At 37.3% G+C, this 19,176-nt stretch carries 15 protein-coding genes and 1 riboswitch; all 15 genes read right to left on the minus strand.

All coding sequences use genetic code 11. The features are described from left to right. Window positions 1-164 precede the first annotated feature (164 nt). The 15 genes from QFZ31_RS06950 to QFZ31_RS07020 all read right to left on the minus strand — a co-directional run bounded on the left by QFZ31_RS06950 (window position 165) and on the right by QFZ31_RS07020 (window position 19,165). Window positions 165-1,121: an ATP-grasp domain-containing protein gene (locus QFZ31_RS06950; protein WP_307301966.1), complete on the minus strand. Its 957-nt coding sequence runs from the start codon at window positions 1,119-1,121 to the stop codon at window positions 165-167. A 16-nt stretch (window positions 1,122-1,137) separates the two neighbouring features. After that, window positions 1,138-2,187, minus strand: coding sequence for an LLM class flavin-dependent oxidoreductase (locus QFZ31_RS06955; protein WP_307301968.1), 1,050 nt, complete (start codon window positions 2,185-2,187; stop codon window positions 1,138-1,140). Between the two features lie 105 nt (window positions 2,188-2,292). Continuing rightward, a riboswitch (SAM riboswitch) is annotated at window positions 2,293-2,396 on the minus strand. Window positions 2,397-2,574: 178 nt separating this feature from the next. After that, window positions 2,575-2,802 carry a DUF6241 domain-containing protein gene (locus QFZ31_RS06960; protein WP_307301969.1) on the minus strand — a complete coding sequence of 76 codons (228 nt, stop codon included), beginning with the start codon at window positions 2,800-2,802 and terminating at the stop codon, window positions 2,575-2,577. A gap of 111 nt (window positions 2,803-2,913) precedes the next feature. Continuing rightward, complete coding sequence (locus QFZ31_RS06965) at window positions 2,914-4,422, minus strand: alpha-glucosidase/alpha-galactosidase (RefSeq protein WP_307301971.1); 1,509 nt, start codon at window positions 4,420-4,422, stop codon at window positions 2,914-2,916. A 140-nt stretch (window positions 4,423-4,562) separates the two neighbouring features. Further along, window positions 4,563-4,724: a helix-turn-helix domain-containing protein gene (locus tag QFZ31_RS06970; RefSeq protein WP_307301973.1), complete on the minus strand. Its 162-nt coding sequence runs from the start codon at window positions 4,722-4,724 to the stop codon at window positions 4,563-4,565. Next, window positions 4,715-5,455 (minus strand): AraC family transcriptional regulator, encoded by a 741-nt coding sequence (locus tag QFZ31_RS06975; RefSeq protein WP_307301975.1) that lies wholly within the window; start codon window positions 5,453-5,455, stop codon window positions 4,715-4,717. Before QFZ31_RS06975 ends, QFZ31_RS06970 begins: the two co-directional genes overlap by 10 nt. 47 nt (window positions 5,456-5,502) lie before the next feature. Next, window positions 5,503-6,333 carry a carbohydrate ABC transporter permease gene (locus tag QFZ31_RS06980; protein WP_307301977.1) on the minus strand — a complete coding sequence of 277 codons (831 nt, stop codon included), beginning with the start codon at window positions 6,331-6,333 and terminating at the stop codon, window positions 5,503-5,505. Window position 6,334: 1 nt separating this feature from the next. Beyond that, window positions 6,335-7,282 (minus strand): carbohydrate ABC transporter permease, encoded by a 948-nt coding sequence (locus QFZ31_RS06985; RefSeq protein ID WP_307301978.1) that lies wholly within the window; start codon window positions 7,280-7,282, stop codon window positions 6,335-6,337. A 69-nt stretch (window positions 7,283-7,351) separates the two neighbouring features. Next, complete coding sequence (locus QFZ31_RS06990; RefSeq protein WP_307301980.1) at window positions 7,352-8,626, minus strand: ABC transporter substrate-binding protein; 1,275 nt, start codon at window positions 8,624-8,626, stop codon at window positions 7,352-7,354. 581 nt (window positions 8,627-9,207) lie between these two features. Then, window positions 9,208-10,149, minus strand: coding sequence for a sugar ABC transporter substrate-binding protein (locus QFZ31_RS06995; RefSeq protein ID WP_307301982.1), 942 nt, complete (start codon window positions 10,147-10,149; stop codon window positions 9,208-9,210). Between the two features lie 38 nt (window positions 10,150-10,187). Then, on the minus strand, window positions 10,188-12,254 hold the full coding sequence (locus QFZ31_RS07000) for a PAS domain S-box protein (protein ID WP_307301984.1): 2,067 nt from the start codon (window positions 12,252-12,254) through the stop codon (window positions 10,188-10,190). Beyond that, window positions 12,196-13,056, minus strand: coding sequence for a CheR family methyltransferase (locus QFZ31_RS07005; RefSeq protein WP_307311421.1), 861 nt, complete (start codon window positions 13,054-13,056; stop codon window positions 12,196-12,198). Before QFZ31_RS07005 ends, QFZ31_RS07000 begins: the two co-directional genes overlap by 59 nt. A gap of 3 nt (window positions 13,057-13,059) precedes the next feature. Then, window positions 13,060-15,810 carry a response regulator gene (locus QFZ31_RS07010; protein WP_307301986.1) on the minus strand — a complete coding sequence of 917 codons (2,751 nt, stop codon included), beginning with the start codon at window positions 15,808-15,810 and terminating at the stop codon, window positions 13,060-13,062. A gap of 444 nt (window positions 15,811-16,254) precedes the next feature. Then, entirely contained in the window at window positions 16,255-17,544 is a 1,290-nt protein-coding gene (locus QFZ31_RS07015; RefSeq protein WP_307301988.1) for an SLC13 family permease, read from the minus strand. 427 nt (window positions 17,545-17,971) lie between these two features. After that, window positions 17,972-19,165 carry an MFS transporter gene (locus QFZ31_RS07020; RefSeq protein ID WP_307301990.1) on the minus strand — a complete coding sequence of 398 codons (1,194 nt, stop codon included), beginning with the start codon at window positions 19,163-19,165 and terminating at the stop codon, window positions 17,972-17,974. Window positions 19,166-19,176 lie beyond the last annotated feature (11 nt).

Here is a 19,176-nt window from a genome sequence, read left to right on the forward strand (position 1 = left end):
CCTCCCCAAATATAGTATGAAAAAAATGCTGCATTCATGTTATTTTTGATTATATACACCTTTCTTGAACAAACAAAAAACCACCCGGGGCATGGCAGGTGGTCTTCTGTCAATATTATAAAACTTTTATGGAGTAAACCCTGTTCTACTTATATACAAACAAATTAAGCCGTCACTGTTGTCGCGTATTTTTCTTCCAATGTCTTCTTTAAGAATGAAGCAACTTCGAGCATACCGTATTTTCCAGCTTTTGCTTCTGCATCAGAATTATAGTTCGTGTTTGTATTTATATCGTAAGTAAAAATTTCGCCGTCAGCATTTCTAATAAATTCAATGCCGGCAACTTGAATATCATTACCTGCTAAAACTTTTTGATATTTTTCTAAAATTTCGTCCTCAAAACCTTCGATGATTTGAAACTTAGGCTTCTCTTCTACTTCTTCTCCTACCGGACAGAATAAATCGCCAATTTGGCATGCGTCCGCTGGGCACAGTTCAAAACCTTCTGAAGTATCAACCCTAACGGCATAAACAAAGTTGCCTCCTACAAACTCACAACGAGTGATGTAGCTTTCAGGAGATTGAATGTATTCCTGAATAAGGGTAATGCCATCGACTGGTTCTTCGAAAGCAGGTCCTTCTACATAAGCCTTTAAAGCTTCTAAACTATGGAATAATTGAACACCTAAACCTTTACCGGCACGGTTATGCTTCGTAATAAACGGCTGTCCGGCAAAGCTTTTAGCTGCATTAATAATGTTTTGTTTTCCAACTGCTGCAATCGTTTTTGGAGTCTTAACACCATACTTGTTTAACTCTAAGTATTGTAAAACCTTGCTAACTTCAAGCTTTAGAGCGCTTGTCCCATTTAACACCGTACGGCCATGTGCTTCAAGCCAGGCTAATACTTGTGCAGAAAATTCAGCTGCAAAACGATGATCACGTGTATGAGAAGAAGCACTCATACGGCTATAGAAAATTCCTTCTGGTGGTTCTGTTGATAAATCTACCGTTCCTTCGTCTAAATGCCATTCTTCATAAGGAACTCCAAGTTCCTCTAACCTATTTGTTAAATGGACAGTCCACTCACTATTTTCATGTATCACATATACCTTGCTCATTACTATGACCCCTTTTCTAGTTCTTTATTAAACTACGTTTTTGTTCAACTAACGGCATAACCTGCTTTGCAAAGCGTTCCATTTCTTCTAGTTGAGGTGAAAATTGTAATAACAATAAATCTAAGCCAGCTTCTTCATATTGTAAAATTCGATTGGCAATTTGTTCTGGTGTTCCTACTAAGTTTGGTCTGAGACCGCGATTAGATACGGAATAATCTTGTAATTGGATTTGTTGCTCTAAGTGTGATTTGGTAGTGAAATCTTTAAAGCCAGCATAACCGCTAGAATCTTTCACCGTTGTGATTTTTTCAAGTTCAGCTAGTGCCTCTTCTTCTGTATCACGACAAATAACATAAGCAGCCATTCCGAAAGAACTAAATGGCGCATTGCCAGTTTGTGCTCGGCGTGCCTTCATATCGGTTATTTTTCGGTCGATCTCTTCAACGGTACCACCGTGCATCACATACGCATCACATTTTTCTGCAATCGTTTGCTTGCCTTTTTCACTTTCCCCGCCTGCATAAAGAATTGGGTTTGGTCTTTGAAGCGGTTTCGGTGCAAGCTTCGTGTCCTTTAAGTCGTAAAACTGGCCAGTGTAATTGAAGGTTTCTTCTGTCCATAATCCTTTTAGGACATCAATAAACTCCTCGGTACGAGCATAACGCTCATCATGTTCTGTAAAAATACCGCCATATTGACGCGCTTCTTCTGCCCACCAAGCCGAAACCACGTTTAGCGTAAAACGTCCGTTACTGATTTGATCAATATTTGCTGCCATTTTGGCTGCTACCGCAGGATTATGAAACCCAGGACGAATCGCGGTCATAATCTCAATTTTTTCCGTGACCGCTGCCAGTGCGGCGGCTGTGGACCAAGCTTCAAGAGAATCATGCTCCGGTCCTTTAATATCATTTAAATATAATTCAGCGATTAACGTAGTAGAGTAACCCCATTTTTCAGCGGATTGAGTGACCTTTTTAGCATATTCAAAGGTTGGCGGCATATTTTCATCATCCACATTTCGTAACCAGCCTCCAAAAATCGGTAACCAAAAACCATATTTCATTACTATTACCTCTCTTTTTAATAATCTAGTTTTCCCATTAGCTAAGTTGGATTTATGTATAAATTAAAAAAACTCTCCTCCAAAGAAGAGAGTTTGATAACCCTCTTCTCATCTTTCAAGCCATATGCTTGATGGAATTAGCACAGTATTCATAAGAACCTGCTGCCGAGGTTTCAAAGGGCCAGTCCCTCCACCTCTCTGGATAAGAAGAAAAATAGTATTTAACTTTTAATTTAATAAAGTGATAATAGTTTAAATTCAGCAAATTGTCAATCAAATATTTCTATACACTAAATAATTTAAAGTACTCTCTTCTATTTTTGTATTAGTGTGTGAGGTAATCTGGCCTCTCTGATCTTTTTATTCCTTTTTCAACACGTTTATTTATTACTTAACTCCAAATTGTTCCCTTACTAGTGCCGCTTCTTCGCTCGGGCTCAAGATTCCATACGCCTTTCCAACTGAGCCATTTTTCATTTTCCAAATAGAGTTATGTTCCGCTACAATATTACCAAAATCGTTATTCAACCAATCAGTCACTATAGTAAGCATATCAATATTTTGATTAAATGCAGGATTCTCCTGAAGGACTTCATTTCCTACAAATAAAAACACTCACAAGCTTGACGTATCAGCATTTGTGAGTGTTTATTTGTTTAAAAATTTCAACAGGTACCTACTTCACTATATCCTCGTTTTCCAAATCCTTTGGTAATCAAAATAAAATTAATGTACGGCTGATGGGCGCTCAATCGCTTTATCTGATTCACCGGCATTTTTACGAGCAGCTTCTTTGTCTTGTGCCATTTCTTCGACTGATTTAACCTTCAATCGTGCAGCCCCTTTATAATCCTTCGTTGGGATTAGTGATGATTGGATGGATAAGTTCTCTTTCGCTTTTTCAATTGCTTCTGTGTACTGCGGAAGCCATTGTTCCCCCGCAACCAACATTTCATCAACAAGCTGCCAAATTTCTTTCGGATTACACACAGCTCCAACAAGTGGATCCATCATCATTGCTTGACGTAGTAAGAAGTCTTTTCCTGTTACTGCAGCTTCTACAGATAGTCTTTGGACGGAGATGCTCACATTACATACAGCCGCAGGTCCAAGTGGTAAATCGCCGATATGGGGCATGTTGATACCATTGCGGTCTACATATCCAGGAGCCTCAATAATCGCGTCATTTGGAAGATTTGAAATCACACCATTGTTTACCACATTGAAATGACCTCTGTATACACGGCCGGTTTCTAGTGCTTCAATAATGTAAGATCCATGTTCTTCGCCACGATTTTCTTGATTGTATTCCATGGCTGGTTCTTTTAACCAATTTGGGAAATCAGTTTTGAACCAGTTTCTGCCTTCTGTACAGACCCGTAAATATCCACCTGTTTCACCATTTATCCATGTACCAAGATCAATCCACTCATTTATCTCCTCAGGTCGTTTCCGGTACCACGGGACGTATTCACTTAAATGACCGTTTGATTCCGTACTGTAGTAGCCAAATCGTCTTAGCATATCGATTCTGACTTTCTCGGTTACTGAAAACTCTGGATGATTCTCAAACGCTTCCAGCAGTTTCCCTGTGAGATCTTCACCTTTATGTTTGATGCTTACGTACCAAGTTTGGTGATTAATTCCTGCACAAATGATATCGATCTCTTCCTTTTTTAATCCAAATGCTTTGGCAATTTGTCTGTGTCCGCCTTGCACCCCGTGACAAAGACCAATCGTTCTTACACCGCCATATTTGTTACAAGCCCATGTTAACATCGCCATTGGATTCGCATAATTTAAAAGTAATGCGTCAGGTTCTGCAACTTCACGAATATCTTTGCAAATATTTAACATTTCAGGAATCCCACGTTGCCCGTACATAATACCGCCCGCACAAAGTGTGTCCCCTACACACTGATCAATCCCATATTTAAGTGGAATATCGACATCATGTTGAAAGGCTTCTAGACCGCCGATTCGTACGACGGAAAATATGTATCTAGCATCTCTTAAAGCCTCTCTACGATTTTGAGTCGCTTGAATCTTAATATCTAACCCATTTTCATCAATATCTCGTTGGCATAGCTCTGTAACCATATCTAGATTTTGAGCACTAATATCCGTAAACGCCACTTCAATATTTTTGAATTCTGCTACAGCTAGAAGGTCTCGTAGTAGCCCCCTTGTAAACCCGATACTGCCAGCGCCAATAAAAGCAATTTTAAAAGTCATATTAGCATTCTCCTTTACTATTTTATATATTAATCCTATCACCATAGGGTAGAAAACGTTTCCAAGTTTATAACCTTTCTAGTAAAAAAATGTATAAAATCATAACCTTTTTAAATAAAGAATCTGACTGCTGACTGTGATTATCTACTAAATTTCACTATATCTTGACTGACAGACTTTCTGTATTCAATAGGTGTCATATTTGTGTGTTTTTTAAAGAGATTACTGAAATATTGACGACTGTTAATACCCACATAAAAAGATATTTCAATCACTGGAATATCAGTATCCGCTAATAACATTTTTGCTTTTCCATTCTTAGTGAAGTCAGATATTCCATAATCGTAAATCCTGTCTGTTTTTTAAAAATTCGGTGAAGGTATCCAGGATGAATATTTACCGTGTCTCCAATATCCTTCACTTGGATATTACAGTCATAGTTATGATGAAGATACTCAATTGTCTGTTTTACATAAACATTTGCCTGTTGGTGATCCCTTTCATTCTTCCTTTCCTCAATGACCATTCTTGAAATTTGAATGAGAAGTTGTGCTAAATGGAGTTGAATCACTATTTCTTTGTCCTTTTCCTTCTTATCCAATTCGAGAACTAAATTTTTTAAAGTATAGTAGATATCATTAGGATCCTTCAATACAGCATAGGGACGACCTAGTAAAAGAAATTCAGCTAAATTACTGTTTTCGTTAGCTAAGTCCTTTATTGATGGGAAGCAGCCTTCTTTTGGAATAAAGGAAAATTCTACGTTTAACATCCGGCAGGGAGACTCTTTTTCTACGATTAATCGGTGAGAAACATTGGAATCTAGTAAAATAAAGTCACCCTTTTTCATCGAAATTGATTCATCAAGCGTATCAACGATACATCTGCCATCAATTACATACATAATTTCTACTTCTTTATGAGCATGAAATGGCATATTATAACTTTCCCACTGCTTAAAATAATAGGCAAAAACTTTAGGCTGATAATGGTTGGTTACTAATTCACCTTGGTATAAACTAATATAGTTCAAAACAACCTCCGAATATTTTCTAGTTTCCGTCTAACAGGAATACTTAACTATTTTCCAGAACCCATCGTAATTCCTTTTACAAAATGTTTTTGCATGAAAAGGAATAAAATTAATATTGGAAGCGAAGAAAGAATAATACCTGCAAAACCTACATTAAAATTCGTTTCAAATGCACTAAACAAGGTCGATTGCATAACAGTGAGGGTTTTCATGCTGTTGTCCGATAAAAAGAGCTGTGGCAATAGGTAATCATTCCAAATTTGTAACGATAAAATAATCGTTAGTGCAGCTGCAACTGGCTTTAACATTGGTAATACAATTATCCAAAACGTGCGCATAATGGAACACCCATCGATAAAAGCGGCTTCTTCAATTTCCTTTGGTATTGTTTTCATAAATCCTGCCATGACAAAAATAGCAAACGGAAGACTAGTACCAACATATAGAAATATGACGCCAAAAAGGTTGTTAATGAATCCTAAATTGCTGCCAAGCACAAACATCGGAACAAAAATGACTTGATATGGAATCATGATTCCTGCAATAAAGAACATATATGTCCCATTAAAAAATGTATTACCACCTCTTACGATTGAATACGCCGCCATTCCGCTTAGTAAAATAAGGAGTAAAACAGCACTTGCTGTGATGAAAAATGTATTTCCAAAGCTTTGGAAAAAATTCAGTGCTTCAAACGCCTGAGTAAAGTTCACCAATTCTAGCTTTTCGGGTAAAGAAAAAGGAGAGGAACCAATGATCTCTTGTGGCGACTTAAATGCGTAAAGGAAAACCACTAAAAATGGGAGTAAATAAAATATTACGATAACTGTCACGATACTTTGGATAAGGAATGTTCCCTTGGTGTACTTTTTACTCATGTTATAATTCAACCTCCCTCTTACGCAGCACCTTTAATTGAATGAAAGCAAATATTAGTAAAACAAGAAGAAAGACTACACTCATCGCAGACGCATAACTTGACTGTTGGGACATGAAGGCAGTGTCATAGATGTGCATGATAGTCGATTTAGATGAATCCCCTGGACCTCCACCTGTTGAGGCGACTATTAATTCATACACTTTTAAACTTCCTGTCGCAATCCCAATGGTACATATTGTTATCGATGGCCCTAGCATAGGGATTGTAATATGAAAAAACTTTTGCCACCAATTCCCGCCATCCACTGTACATGCTTCATAAATGTCTTTAGGAACTGCTTGAAGTCCGGCTAAGTAAATGAGCATCCAATAGCCAATCCATTGCCAGTTGTTGGCAACAAGGAGTCCTGTTAAGACAGTATCAGGGCTTGAGAAAAAATTGAAATTGATACTAAGGCCAAATATGTCATTGATACTAGGTAAGATCGTTCCGTACATTTTTGTCCAGATTTGACCGACTAGAATTGGGCTTAATAAAACGGGAGCAAAAATAATCGTCCGATAGAAATTTTTTGCCTTTATGCTGCTATCTAGCATGACAGCAAAAAAGAAAGCTGCAATGTTTTGAATGATTGTATTAAATATCATAAATAGTCCAGTGAATTTAAAAGATTGAATGAACATTTCGTCCTTAGAAATTTCGATATAATTAGTGAATCCAATCCAATTTTTTTCTAAGCTAATTCCATCCCAATCTGTAAAAGAATTATAAATTCCCATTATAAGTGGGATAATCATGGCCACAATAAAAAAAACCAAAGGGGGCAACAGCAATAGAAAGTATTGAATATCCCTTGCGTTCACCCTTTTCTTTTTGTGTACAATAGAAGTTGGTTTACTCGAAATCGTGATACTCATCGGTTGAGTATTCTTTCCTTCTAGTCTCATAAACAACACCCCATCACAATAAAAGTAGAGAGGAGAACAATTTCGTTCTCCTTTTTCTTAACCAGTCTTTTATTTGGTAGAAAATTTCACTTTCGATTTGAAATCGTCTGATGCTTTTAGTGCTTTATCCAATGTTTTATTTCCTAATAGCCATTCTGCAATATAATTTCCACTTTGTTCTTGATATGGCCAAGGAATTTGTACGTTACCGAGGTTTGCATCAGCTGCACCAATGCTTTTATAAGTGTTGATATCTTCTACATATGGAGCTTGAACAGCGGAAACCACATCAGGTATTAAGCTTTCTGTTTGGACAATGTCAATGTACTTTTTCGCCATATCCTTATTTGTAGCAAATACTTCTAAAACTTGTTTCACTTCTTTTGGATGCTTAGTTGTCGCACTTGCAGAGAAAGTGTGGTCGGGTTGCATGATGATTTTTGTATTCTTTTCATCCGTTGCTGGGGTCGGGAAAAATCCAATTTCAAGGTCTGGATTGTTTTTCAACACTTGTGCAGTCGACCACGTTCCGATAATCCACATTGCAGTTTCCTCTTTTGCAAACATTTCAGCTGCCCCTGTGAAATCTAGGCCAAATGGATCTTTGTTTGAATATTTGTATATTTCTTCAAAATGTTCAAACACTGTTTTGAATTCTGGTGAAGTTGCAAATGATACCTTCCCTTTTTGTAAATCATTTCCCCAAGTTGGATTTTTTGAATACACCTCAATGGTTGCAAACTGGTTGAATGAGTTTCCAATCTGGTAATCCTTGAAATGAGAAGTAAATGGTGTAATGCCCTTACTTTTTAATGTTTCAGCTACTGCCATTAACTCATCCCATGTTTTTGGAATTTCAATGTTGTTTTCTGTAAAAATTCTTTTGTTGTAGAATACTCCTTGGAAATTCGATGTATAGGGAACTGCATAATCCTTTCCATCTATCTGCAAGGCTTTTCTGATATCTTCAGGAAATTCACTCATAAATTCCTCTGTAGAAAGGTCCATTAAATGTTCAGTGTATTTCGGATGATCTCCACCTTTAATCATGATAATATCTGGTAATTGTTTCCCGGCAATTCTAGTTTGCATAACTGAACTAAAATCGGTGTCCCAGTTTATGTATTCAAATTCAAGCTTTACATTTGGCAACTCTTTTTCAACGGTTTCTTTAATCATTTTTTCAGTTTCTTTTGTATTCGTGTTATTCCAATCCAAAACCTTTAAGGTGACTTTTCCGTCTTTTGATGTACCTGAAGAGCTTGAACTACAAGCAACAAGGAGTGACACAATGATTGAAATAATCATGATCAAGTGTACCCATTTAAAAAAACCTTTTTTCATTTTTTAATTTCCCCCTTTTATAATTCATTTGCTAACACATCATTAGAAACAGAAAGAACCTTATTAACTAATATAGATATCTACTAGTGAGAACTTGTCTAAGAAGAAAAATAATAGAATATCATTATCATTTGAGTAAGTAACGGGATGGTAAAACGCTTACATTTTAAGAAATTCTAACCTGTAAAATAATACTTTATATTCTTAATTTGTAACTTGTAAGTATCTTGACAGAAAAAATCTTGTTGTTTACCTTTTAATCTCTTAGCCTAAACATATAGCTAAGGATTTAAAACAACTGTTATGTAGGCATTCCCCCTTATTAAACAATGGTTATACTAATGTGTTCAGAAAAATCAGATTAATCTAACTAGGTTTATTATATAGTCACTTTACATAGCAGTACAATACAGAATCCTAACCTATTACTTTAAATCAGGTATAAAATCCTAACCTTTACTATTTAATCAAGCCTGTTAAGGGATGATGGTTTCTTGATTTAATCCCCACTTTTTGGTGGCCATTTCTCACAACAAAAAGAGGATTACATTTTATTGCAACCCTCAAACGTTATGAATGTTTTACTTCACTAACTTCTCATAAAAATTCAATCTTTGCTGCGCATTCTCTTTTATGATTATATCGACATCACTGTCGACGAAGGGTTCTACATTTTCTCCTTTAATTACTTTCATGGCGGTTTCTACGCTTAAATAGCCCATATCATAAGGGTTTTGGGCAATGGTACCAGGGAGGGTTTCGTCGGCAATTAACTTAAGCATCTCGGTCAGACCATCTGGCCCAATGACTGGTATTAAAAGCCCCTGTTTCTCAAGCTCCTTGATTACCGATAACGCAATCGTGTCATGTGAGGTCACCACTCCATTAATATCAGGATGTTCACGCAAAACCCTTGAAATCGCCTTTTTAATTGCTTTGGGATCATCCGATACACCTGTTTTGGTATATGCTACTTCAATTCCCGCATTTTGTAATGCAATGGTCGCCCCGTCGACCCGCTCTCTAAACACCGAGAAAGATATATCACCACCGATAATTGCCACCTTATCACCTGGCTGCAGCTGGGAGGCTAAAAAGGCCCCTGCCTTTTGACCTAAGTCGTTATTATCGGTTCCAATATAAGCCTTTTTGTTTTTAATGGTAAGGTCTGTATCTACTAACAATATGGGTATATCCGTTAAGGTTTCTAATGTCGGCCCAACAGATGAACTGTACGGTGCCGTTATGATAACATCGGGCTTTTCCTTGTATATCTTACTTAATAATTCCATCTGTTTTTTTGGTGTTGCATCACTTGGTTGCACTACTTTTCCATTGATTCCAAAGTCTTTAAATCCTTTTTCGATGCCTGCCTTCATAATTTTCCAGTATTCTGAGTCCGCAACTTTTAAAACTACGACCACAGTCGGCTTTTTATCAGCAAAAGATACGGACATAAAACCAAGAACCATGACTGAAATGACAGCAGGGATAACTAAAATAAATTTCCCTTTCTTTACCACGGCGTCCTCCCCCCTCTCTTTTGTGATAAAGAATCTACCTAATCGGTGGTTAAGCTGGGAATGAGCTGAAATTGAACAGAGAAGGTTGTCCCATTTTCACCCGTTTCGATTTCAATTTGGGCATCATGTCTTTTGGCTACACTGTAACAAATAGCTAACCCCAAACCTGTTCCTGTTTCTTTTGTCGTAAAGAAAGGCGTCCCTAATTTTGATAATACCTCTGGGTTGATACCCTGCCCTTGATCTTTTATTTGCAGAACCACTGTCTCATCGTCTTGAAAGGTTTTAATGGTTAAAATTCCATTAGAAGTCATGGCATCTAATCCATTTAAGGCAATATTTAAGATGAGCTGGCGGATTTCTTTTTCGTCCAGGGAGATGTCAGGACATTCTCCTAAGTCCAGCTTAAGCTGTTTATTTGAACGGAACGCTTCTGCTTGAATCAGAGGAGATAAAGCTTCAATAATAGCATTCAAGTTCTGTTTCTTTTTGACACTGATTTTATTTTTAGCTAGATTCAAAAATTCTGTGATAATTGAGTTTGCTCTGTTCAATTCCTCAAGCATTAAATCAATGAAATCAGTAGATAAATTGTCCGCTCTGTTCCTAGATAATTGTAAAAATCCTTGAACGGTTGTCATCGGGTTTCTGATTTCATGGGCAATACCTGCGGCCATTTCGCCGATTAAATTTAATCGGTCCAACCGATACATTTCGTTCTCAAGATGGACCCTTTCTGTAATATCATTCAATACTACGAGGGTACATGGTTCGGAATCAATATCAATCATCTCCGTGGACAATAACCCTGAGCGGACTTCCCCGTCTTTCGTTTCATATCTGATTTTCTTATTTCGAATCTTATTATTTAAATCAATTGGCTTTCCTGTTGACTCATCAATAAAATTATTCCGATTAATTTTTTGATGTATCAATTCGTTACTCCTATAACCAGTGAATTTTGTCCAACTGGCATTGATATCAATAAATGTCTGATCCTTCTGTAATAAAATCGCCTTTAATAAGGGGCTGGAATCAAAGATTTTTCGAAACCTTTCTTGAGAACGGAACAGATGGTCAGCCATTCTTTTTCGTTCTTCAATTTCCTTTTGCAGTTTCTGGTTTGACTTGGTCAACTCAAGCGTCCGCGCTTCGACGACATGTTCCAAATTATGAAATCGTTGTTTTTTAACTTTTTCTATTTCTTTTCTTTCCGTAACATCCCGCACCGTACAAACAAAAATCTGTTCATCCTCAATAATGGTGGATGCAATTAATAGATCACCATAGAAACAGCTTTTATCCTTCCGACTGGCAACAACTTCGATGATCTTTCCTACGGACTGTCTAATCGTAGAAATAAATGAGACGGGTGAATGACATAACACTTCATTCTCCCATTTGGGAAAAAGCTTTAAAACGTGTTTTTCCAGCAATTCCTTGGCCTGATAGCCGAACATGCTAGTGACGGCAGGATTTACGGAAAGAATACAACCTTGATTATCAAACGTGACAATGGTATCGGTTATTGTTTCACTAACGGCTTTCGATAATGCCTCAGTCCGTCGTAAATTCAGTGTGGTTCTATCCAGCCTTTTGTTAACCTTATTCAGCTCTAGTAAATGTCCTAAATCTGTTTGAATAATCGTTTCTTGATGATTTTGATGGATTTTGACAAACTGTTCAATTTTCTTTTTCAATGTTTCGGGCTGAAAGGGTTTAAAAATATAATCAATCGCACCTACAGAGTACCCTTGATGTACATGTTCGATTTCTTGACTAATCGCTGTAATAAAAATAATCGGGATATTTTTCGTTTTTTCTCTCGCCTTTATAAGTTTGGCAGTATCAAATCCATTCAGTCCCGGCATTTGAACATCTAGTAAAATCACCGCAAAATCATGTTGAAGCATGCATTTTAACGCTTCTTTTCCTGAATGTGCGCTAATTAGATTGTAGTTTGGTGAATTGAGCACCGCCTCTAATGCTAAAAGGTTTTCTGGATGATCATCCACCATTAAAATATTCACCTTTTGAGAAGGCGTTTTATTTAACTTTTTGATAGAGCCTTTCGGGTCCATCAAATTCTCCGTAACAGTCTTCATAACGTGTAAATTTAACCCCCTCTCTTTTTCCTAAACCAAGAAAACCTGACGTACTTAGGCTTTCATATATTAATTGATGAACATCATTTTGAAGGTTCTTATTAAAATAGATGAGAACATTTCGGCATATAATCATATCAAACTCGTTAAAAGAATGATCGGATACTACATTATGCTGGGCAAAAATCATATTCTTCTGAAGAAATGGGTGGAAACAAACCTTATCGTCAATGGCTTTATAATATTCAGAAAAGGCCCGTTTCCCTCCTGCTTCAATATAGTTTTTAGTATAGAGCTTCATTTCTTCTAACGGAAAGGTACCTTGTTTTGCTTTTTCGAGAATATTCTTATTTATATCAGTTGCATAGATTCTTGTTTTATCGTAGATGCCCTCTTCATGAAGGAGTATCGCCATTGAATACACTTCCTCACCGGAAGAACAGCCGACATGCCAAATTTTAATCGAAGGATACTCCTTTATTAAAGGAATCACCTTTGTCCGGATACTCTTAAAAAAGGATGGATCCCGAAACATCTCCGTCACATTAATGGAAAAATCGGACAGAAACGTTGCCATCACACTAGGTTCGCGAAGGATTTTTTCCTGCAGCGCGGATATACTTGAAAGTCTCTCAATGTGAACGCGATGGTTAATTCTCCTTTGGATAAAAGGAAAGGCATAGTTTCTGAAATCATACCCATAATATCGAAAGATTGCCTCAAGTAATAAATCGATTTCAATTCTCTCGACCTCTTCAGTCTGAACTAGACTACTAGTTTCATGAAATTTAACATGTGCGATTTTCTAGCCCTCCTTCGTAAACAGCCATACTTGCATTAACGAGAACAACTGTTCTAAGTTGATTGGCTTGCTAATATAGTCGGTAGCTCCAGCCTGCAGACATTCTTCTCTGCTGTGTTTCATCGCCTTTGCTGTAAGGGCGATGATCGGTATCGTTTCAAATATATTTATCCTACGAATATGTTGGATGGCTTCAAACCCATCCATTTCTGGCATCATAATATCCATTAATATCAGGTCCGTATTCGGATGCTCCTGTAAAACCTGCAGCGCTTCCCTGCCGTTTTCTGCAACCAAGATCTCCATATCATAATTCTCTAACGCAATCGTTAATGCATATACATTACGAATATCATCATCGACGATAAGGATCTTCTTGTTTTTCAGAATCGATTTCCCATGTTTGAGCATTGAACCTTCCTTTAAAACTTGATCATCATTGTTTACTAAATAGTTAGCTTCCATACTGACCGCGGCTTCCGTCCGAGCCGTAGAGATATTTACGATGTTGTTATTCATTTGACGATTCGGCAAATATAACGTAAATGTGCTTCCATTCCTAATCTCACTTGTAACTTCTATAAACCCGCCCAATAACTGAGCAAGTTCCCTGCAAATTGAAAGACCTAATCCCGTACCGCCATATTTCCTGCTTGTCGTCCCATCTGCTTGTTTGAAAGCATCAAATATACTCTCTTGTTTTTCTTCCTCAATTCCAATACCCGTATCAATCACAGAAAAAGCAAACATTCGTTCAAGTCGCTGTTCATCTCCTTTGTTGCCGGTGATGTTTTTCATCACACTGTTGATTTGTAAGGAGACACTGCCACTTTCCGTAAATTTAAACGCATTGGCTAGAAGATTTTTTACTATCTGCTGCAGTCGTTGCTCGTCCGTAATGATCGTCATTGGTAATGCTTTGTCCAATTCGATTGAAAAATGAACTTTCTTCTTGTTCGCAATGGGTGAGAATTGACGGTAGATGATATCTCTCAACTGATTCAATTCTACTTCTTTTGATATCACATCTAGTTTACCAGACTCTACTTTAGCCAAATCTAATATATCATTGATTAAATTCAATAAATCATTTCCGGATGAGTAAATCGTTTTAATGTATTCCTGCTGTTTATATGTCAAATTCCCTTCTCCATTTTCAGAGAGGATTTGTGCTAGAATGAGCAAACTATTTAGAGGTGTTCTTAGTTCATGTGACATATTTGCTAGAAACTCAGTTTTATATTTAGAACTAAGCTCCAGCTGCTGTGCTTTTTCTTCAAGCGCCGCACTAACCTCTTGTATTTCGAAGTTGTGTTGTTTAGACGCTTCGTACTGTTCCTCTAGTTTCTCATTTGTCGTCCTTAGCTCTTCTTGCTGCATCTGGAGTTCCTCTGATTGGGCCTGCAGTTCTTCTGTCAAAGCTTGTGACTCTTGCAATAATTGCTCTACCTTCATGTGGTTAATAATACTATTAATCTTAATCCCTAAATTGTTATTCACTTTTTCAAGCAGCTTTATTTGTATCGGGGATAACGTCTCAAAAGAAGCAATTTCAATCACCGCAAGAACATCTTCTTCAAATAATACGGGTAGTACCATAATCGTTCTAGGAGAAGCTTCTCCCAGACCTGAACCGATTTTTAGATAATCTTCGGGAACTTCATTTAAATGGATGGGGCGCTTTAAAAGTGCACATTGCCCAATTAATCCCTCTCCTAAACGAAATTGCTTTCGTTCTTCCGTACCCAAAGAGGCATAGGAAGACATTCTTGTTAAATACTGGTCACTTTTGTTAACTTCCTTTAAATAGAAGACTCCGTAGCTCGCTCCCACCATAGGTACTAGCTTTGTGATGAGCATATCCGCTAACATCTGTACATTTTCTACTTCCGGATACAGTGTGGCAATTTTAGCAATTTGTCTATTCAGCCAGCTCAACTCTTCTGCATCTTCTTTTACTTGTTTCTCGTTTCTACTATGTTCCTCAAGTGCTTTGGCCATTTTATTAAAGGCTACCGCGATTTCACTCAGTTCCCCTTTCGAGGAGATCTCAATTCGTGGTAATGTATCAAAATCACTAGCCGCTGCCTGTTTCATCACGTCTGTTACCTTGTTAAGGTTGTTGCTGGTGCTTTTTATGATCCATATGGCAAAACTTATTCCAATGATTAAGCCGATTACAAGGTATATGTAAATATTTTCAACAGCCCAATTATAGGTATCTTTGGAACGTAACAATTCATTCTTCAACCCTTGTTCTTGTAAGCCATGAAGTAGCTCTGCCATTTGAACCATCCTCTGACTGGTTCGTTCCATATCAGTCAAAAAGGCAGAAGAAAGTTTAGCATTAGGATTGATTTTTCTTTCCATCAATGCTTGCTCGCCCATATTTCGATAAGATTCATGCAAGCTTTTAAATTTACTAATGAGTTCTTGAGATTTCTCTTGGGCGTCCCTTTTCTCCAGTGATTCAATCGCAATTTGTAAACTTGAATTTGAATTTTTCCATGCATTCGTCAAATCCATATTGAGTGCTGCTTCACGATTGTTTAACAAGGCATTTAACACATTTGATGATAAGGACGTTTCATCTTTGATCGTGGAAGCAATTTCAATTCTTTCATTTAACTCATTAATCACCACATTCATCTTAACCGTTGATTGTTCTAGCATGTTCATTAAGATCATCACAATAATCGTAATAAACAAAAGTAATGACCCTATGCTCGTATAGAGCTTCGTACGAAATCTCATAATGCCTCCCACTAGTAGAATTATATTGTTCCATTCCTAAATAACATAGACTAGTAAAAATTTTCTCATTTTTAATCATACTTTATAATCCTTACTATCGTCCATATGATATTTTAGTAAGTTATGAAGTCACCTTAAAGTAACCACCCATGAGTGCAAACATACATTTTAAATACAACAACTGCTTCTAAAACAAAAAAACTCACAATAGTATTTGTGAGCAATTAACATTATCTTATCACTATTCACCTGACTTTGTAATTTCTTAAAAATTCAAGATAAAAATAACAGCTGTTGCCGCAACACGAATTAATACTTGTCTTTACCTTATCATAGGTTTTTCAACCTCCGTATATTTTAGCATTTCTTGTCCGCCAAATTCAGAAATAATAACCGCTTTCATTTAGGAGTTCCTCTCTTTCTTTACTTCAGATAAATCACTTATTACCATGGAGTTCCTATTAAAACGAATATGAGCCAAGCAAGTCCTGGTCCAAGAGCAATGAAAAGACCTGCGATCATCAAGAGCTTTCTAAAGAATAAACGTTCATTCACACCTTGTACGTTTGCCATAATAAGTGCGCCGTTTGTAGAGAATGGGCTAATGTCAACAACACTAGCCGCAACCGCAAGAGCAGATACAACCCCGATTGATGACATAGTAGGATCTTGCAAGATAGGTGCTGAGAGCGGGATAACAGCAGCTAAGAAGCCTGTTGTCGAAGCGAAGGCTGAGACAATCCCTCCTACATAGGAAGCCATTAGGGATGCCATTACAGGATTACCAATAGCGGCAATTTGATTAGTCATAAACTCCATTGTTCCTACCTTTTCCATAACACCAACATATGTCATGATTCCGCAAACCATTAGCATGACGCCCCAAGGCATTTGTTTGATGATATCCCCTTGGTCTTTAGGGGCCATTAATGCCAATACAAGGCCAATCATCAATGCCCCAAAGCCCATATTCATTTTGAACGCCAGAGCCAATGTAATTAGGAGTCCGATTCCGGACAATGTGGCAATTTTATACCAAGTTGCACCATGATCATTCGTTTTGATTACTGCAGAATTTCCGCCTTCAACCGCAGCAGCTACTTCCAATACAGACCTGTTATTGTGGTGTTTAAGCAATCGAAGTCCTCCGAATGCGAGGAACACAACCACAGAAATCAATACGTAGAAAATAAAGCAGTTGATAAAAAGCATGATTGGTGAATGAGGAATCTTTTCAGATTCCATGATACCGTTTACAACTAAACCGAAGATATTTAATGGTGAGAAGGATCCGGCATACATTCCGGTAGAAATTAACGTACCCATCAAGATTGGATTAATTTTGTGCTGAAACGCTAAGCGTAAAGCGATTGGGAATAAAATTGGGCCAACTGCAACAGTAGAGGCTCCTACTGCAGACAGGAGTGCACTCAGGAAGAACAAGACCCATGGAAGCAGACCAACGTTTCCTTTTACTAACTTAAGTCCACCTGAAATGATCAGGTCGAGTGTTCCGTTTTTCAGGGCAATTGCGAATAGATAGGTAACCCCTGCAAGAAGAATAAACATATCTACTGGGAAAGCTGCGTAAAGGTCATCTATGGATAACCCACTAACATATGTACCGACGATAAATGCAGCAACAATGCCCAATACTCCCATGTTAACTGATATAACCGATCCGATGATGAACATCGATAATAGAACAATAAGAGTAATAATTTCTAAACTCATAGATTTCGCCTCCTAATTTAATTATGTAATTGTGTATTTTGTTTATCTTTTAAAGGTATGATTTTTATAAAAAATGATAAAGCGCTTACAACCAGTTGGAAAAATATTTCCCTATCATTTGGTAGAATTTAAGCTCTTAGGAAAAAGATCTATACCATTCTATCATTTATTTATTCTAATGTGGATTGTATACAAGATGTCCCTTATGGAAATAGGGTTAAATATCGAAAAAAAACGTTTGCTTAACTAAGAAAAAATCAATTAAATCCCTATCAATCCCCCAAACTTTATTTGAAGTTTATAAATATTCTGTCTATTACTAATATATTATTCATCTCGTTTACTGTCAACAGTCTACATTAAAAAATAGACTTAAGAGCTTAGTAATAATTTCATTTATTTTTTGCCAGGTTATACCTTCCAATTGCTAAAAACCCTCATCACCCGTTTTCTGGGAAGCAATTAGAACTAGTGGATATCCAATAACTAATAAAGATAGAATAAGAGAAATAATTCCATGCCAATGAAAATGTATCCAAAAATAGCCCCCGAAGGAACCAATTAGGCTTGATCCTAGGTAGTAAAATAGAAGATATAGAGAAGACGCCTGTGCTCTGTTTAGGGTGGCATGTTCACCAACCCAGGAACTCGCTATGGAATGGCTGGCAAAAAAACCGAACGTAAAAATAGAAATCCCCGCAATTTTCCCAATTAATGAGGGAACAAGAGAGATAAGCGCGCCTGCCAACATAATAGCCATTGATAGCTTCAAAATAGTGGAATAACCATACTCATCTGCCTTTTTCCCCATATAAACTGAACTGTAAGTCCCGCAGATATAAACGATGAAGATAAAACCTACATGTGTTTGGCTCAACGCATAGGGAGGCTCTACCAGCAAGAATCCAATATAGTTATATAATGTTACAAAACTCCCCATTAGTAAAAATGATAGCAATAATAACGAGATTAATTGTTTATTATTCAGATGTATCTTATAAGCCAGACAGACAGATTTTAAGTCCGGTTTATTTTTTGCCGTATATTGAGATTTAGGCAGAGCAATTAAAAATATAACACTGAAAATCAGGGCTAATCCCCCTACAGCTATTAAAGCAATTCTCCAAGTAAACATATCAGACAACACACCAATTAATATTCTTCCTGCCATCCCTCCTATCGTTGTTCCACTAATATAAAGCCCCATGATTCTGCCAATGCCTTTTGGATGAAATTCTTCCCCGATGTATGCCATGGCTATCGATGGGACACCAGCTATAAAAATTCCCAGTAAAGCGCGAAATACCAGCAGTGTGTTAAAGTTCGGACTTAATGCTGTTAGCAATGCAAGAAAAGAAGTAAAGAACATGGAAAGCACCATAATCTTCTTTTTTCCTATCACATCTGATATGGCTGCCGCAACCAGCATAGAAATAGCCAACAAACCAGTCGACAAAGACACAGTTAAACTAGCCAGTGGCGCCGAAACACCAAATTCTTTAGCAAAGACCGGCAGCAATGGCTGAGTTGTATAAAGAATGGAAAAAGTAACAAACCCTCCTAAAAACAGCGAAAGGCTTGCCCGAGTATATTCTTTTGAGCCTTTGAAAATGTAACCCACAAGCCCCTCCC

It is taken from the genome of Neobacillus niacini (assembly GCF_030817595.1).
Lineage (GTDB): Bacteria > Bacillota > Bacilli > Bacillales > Cytobacillaceae > Neobacillus > Neobacillus niacini_G.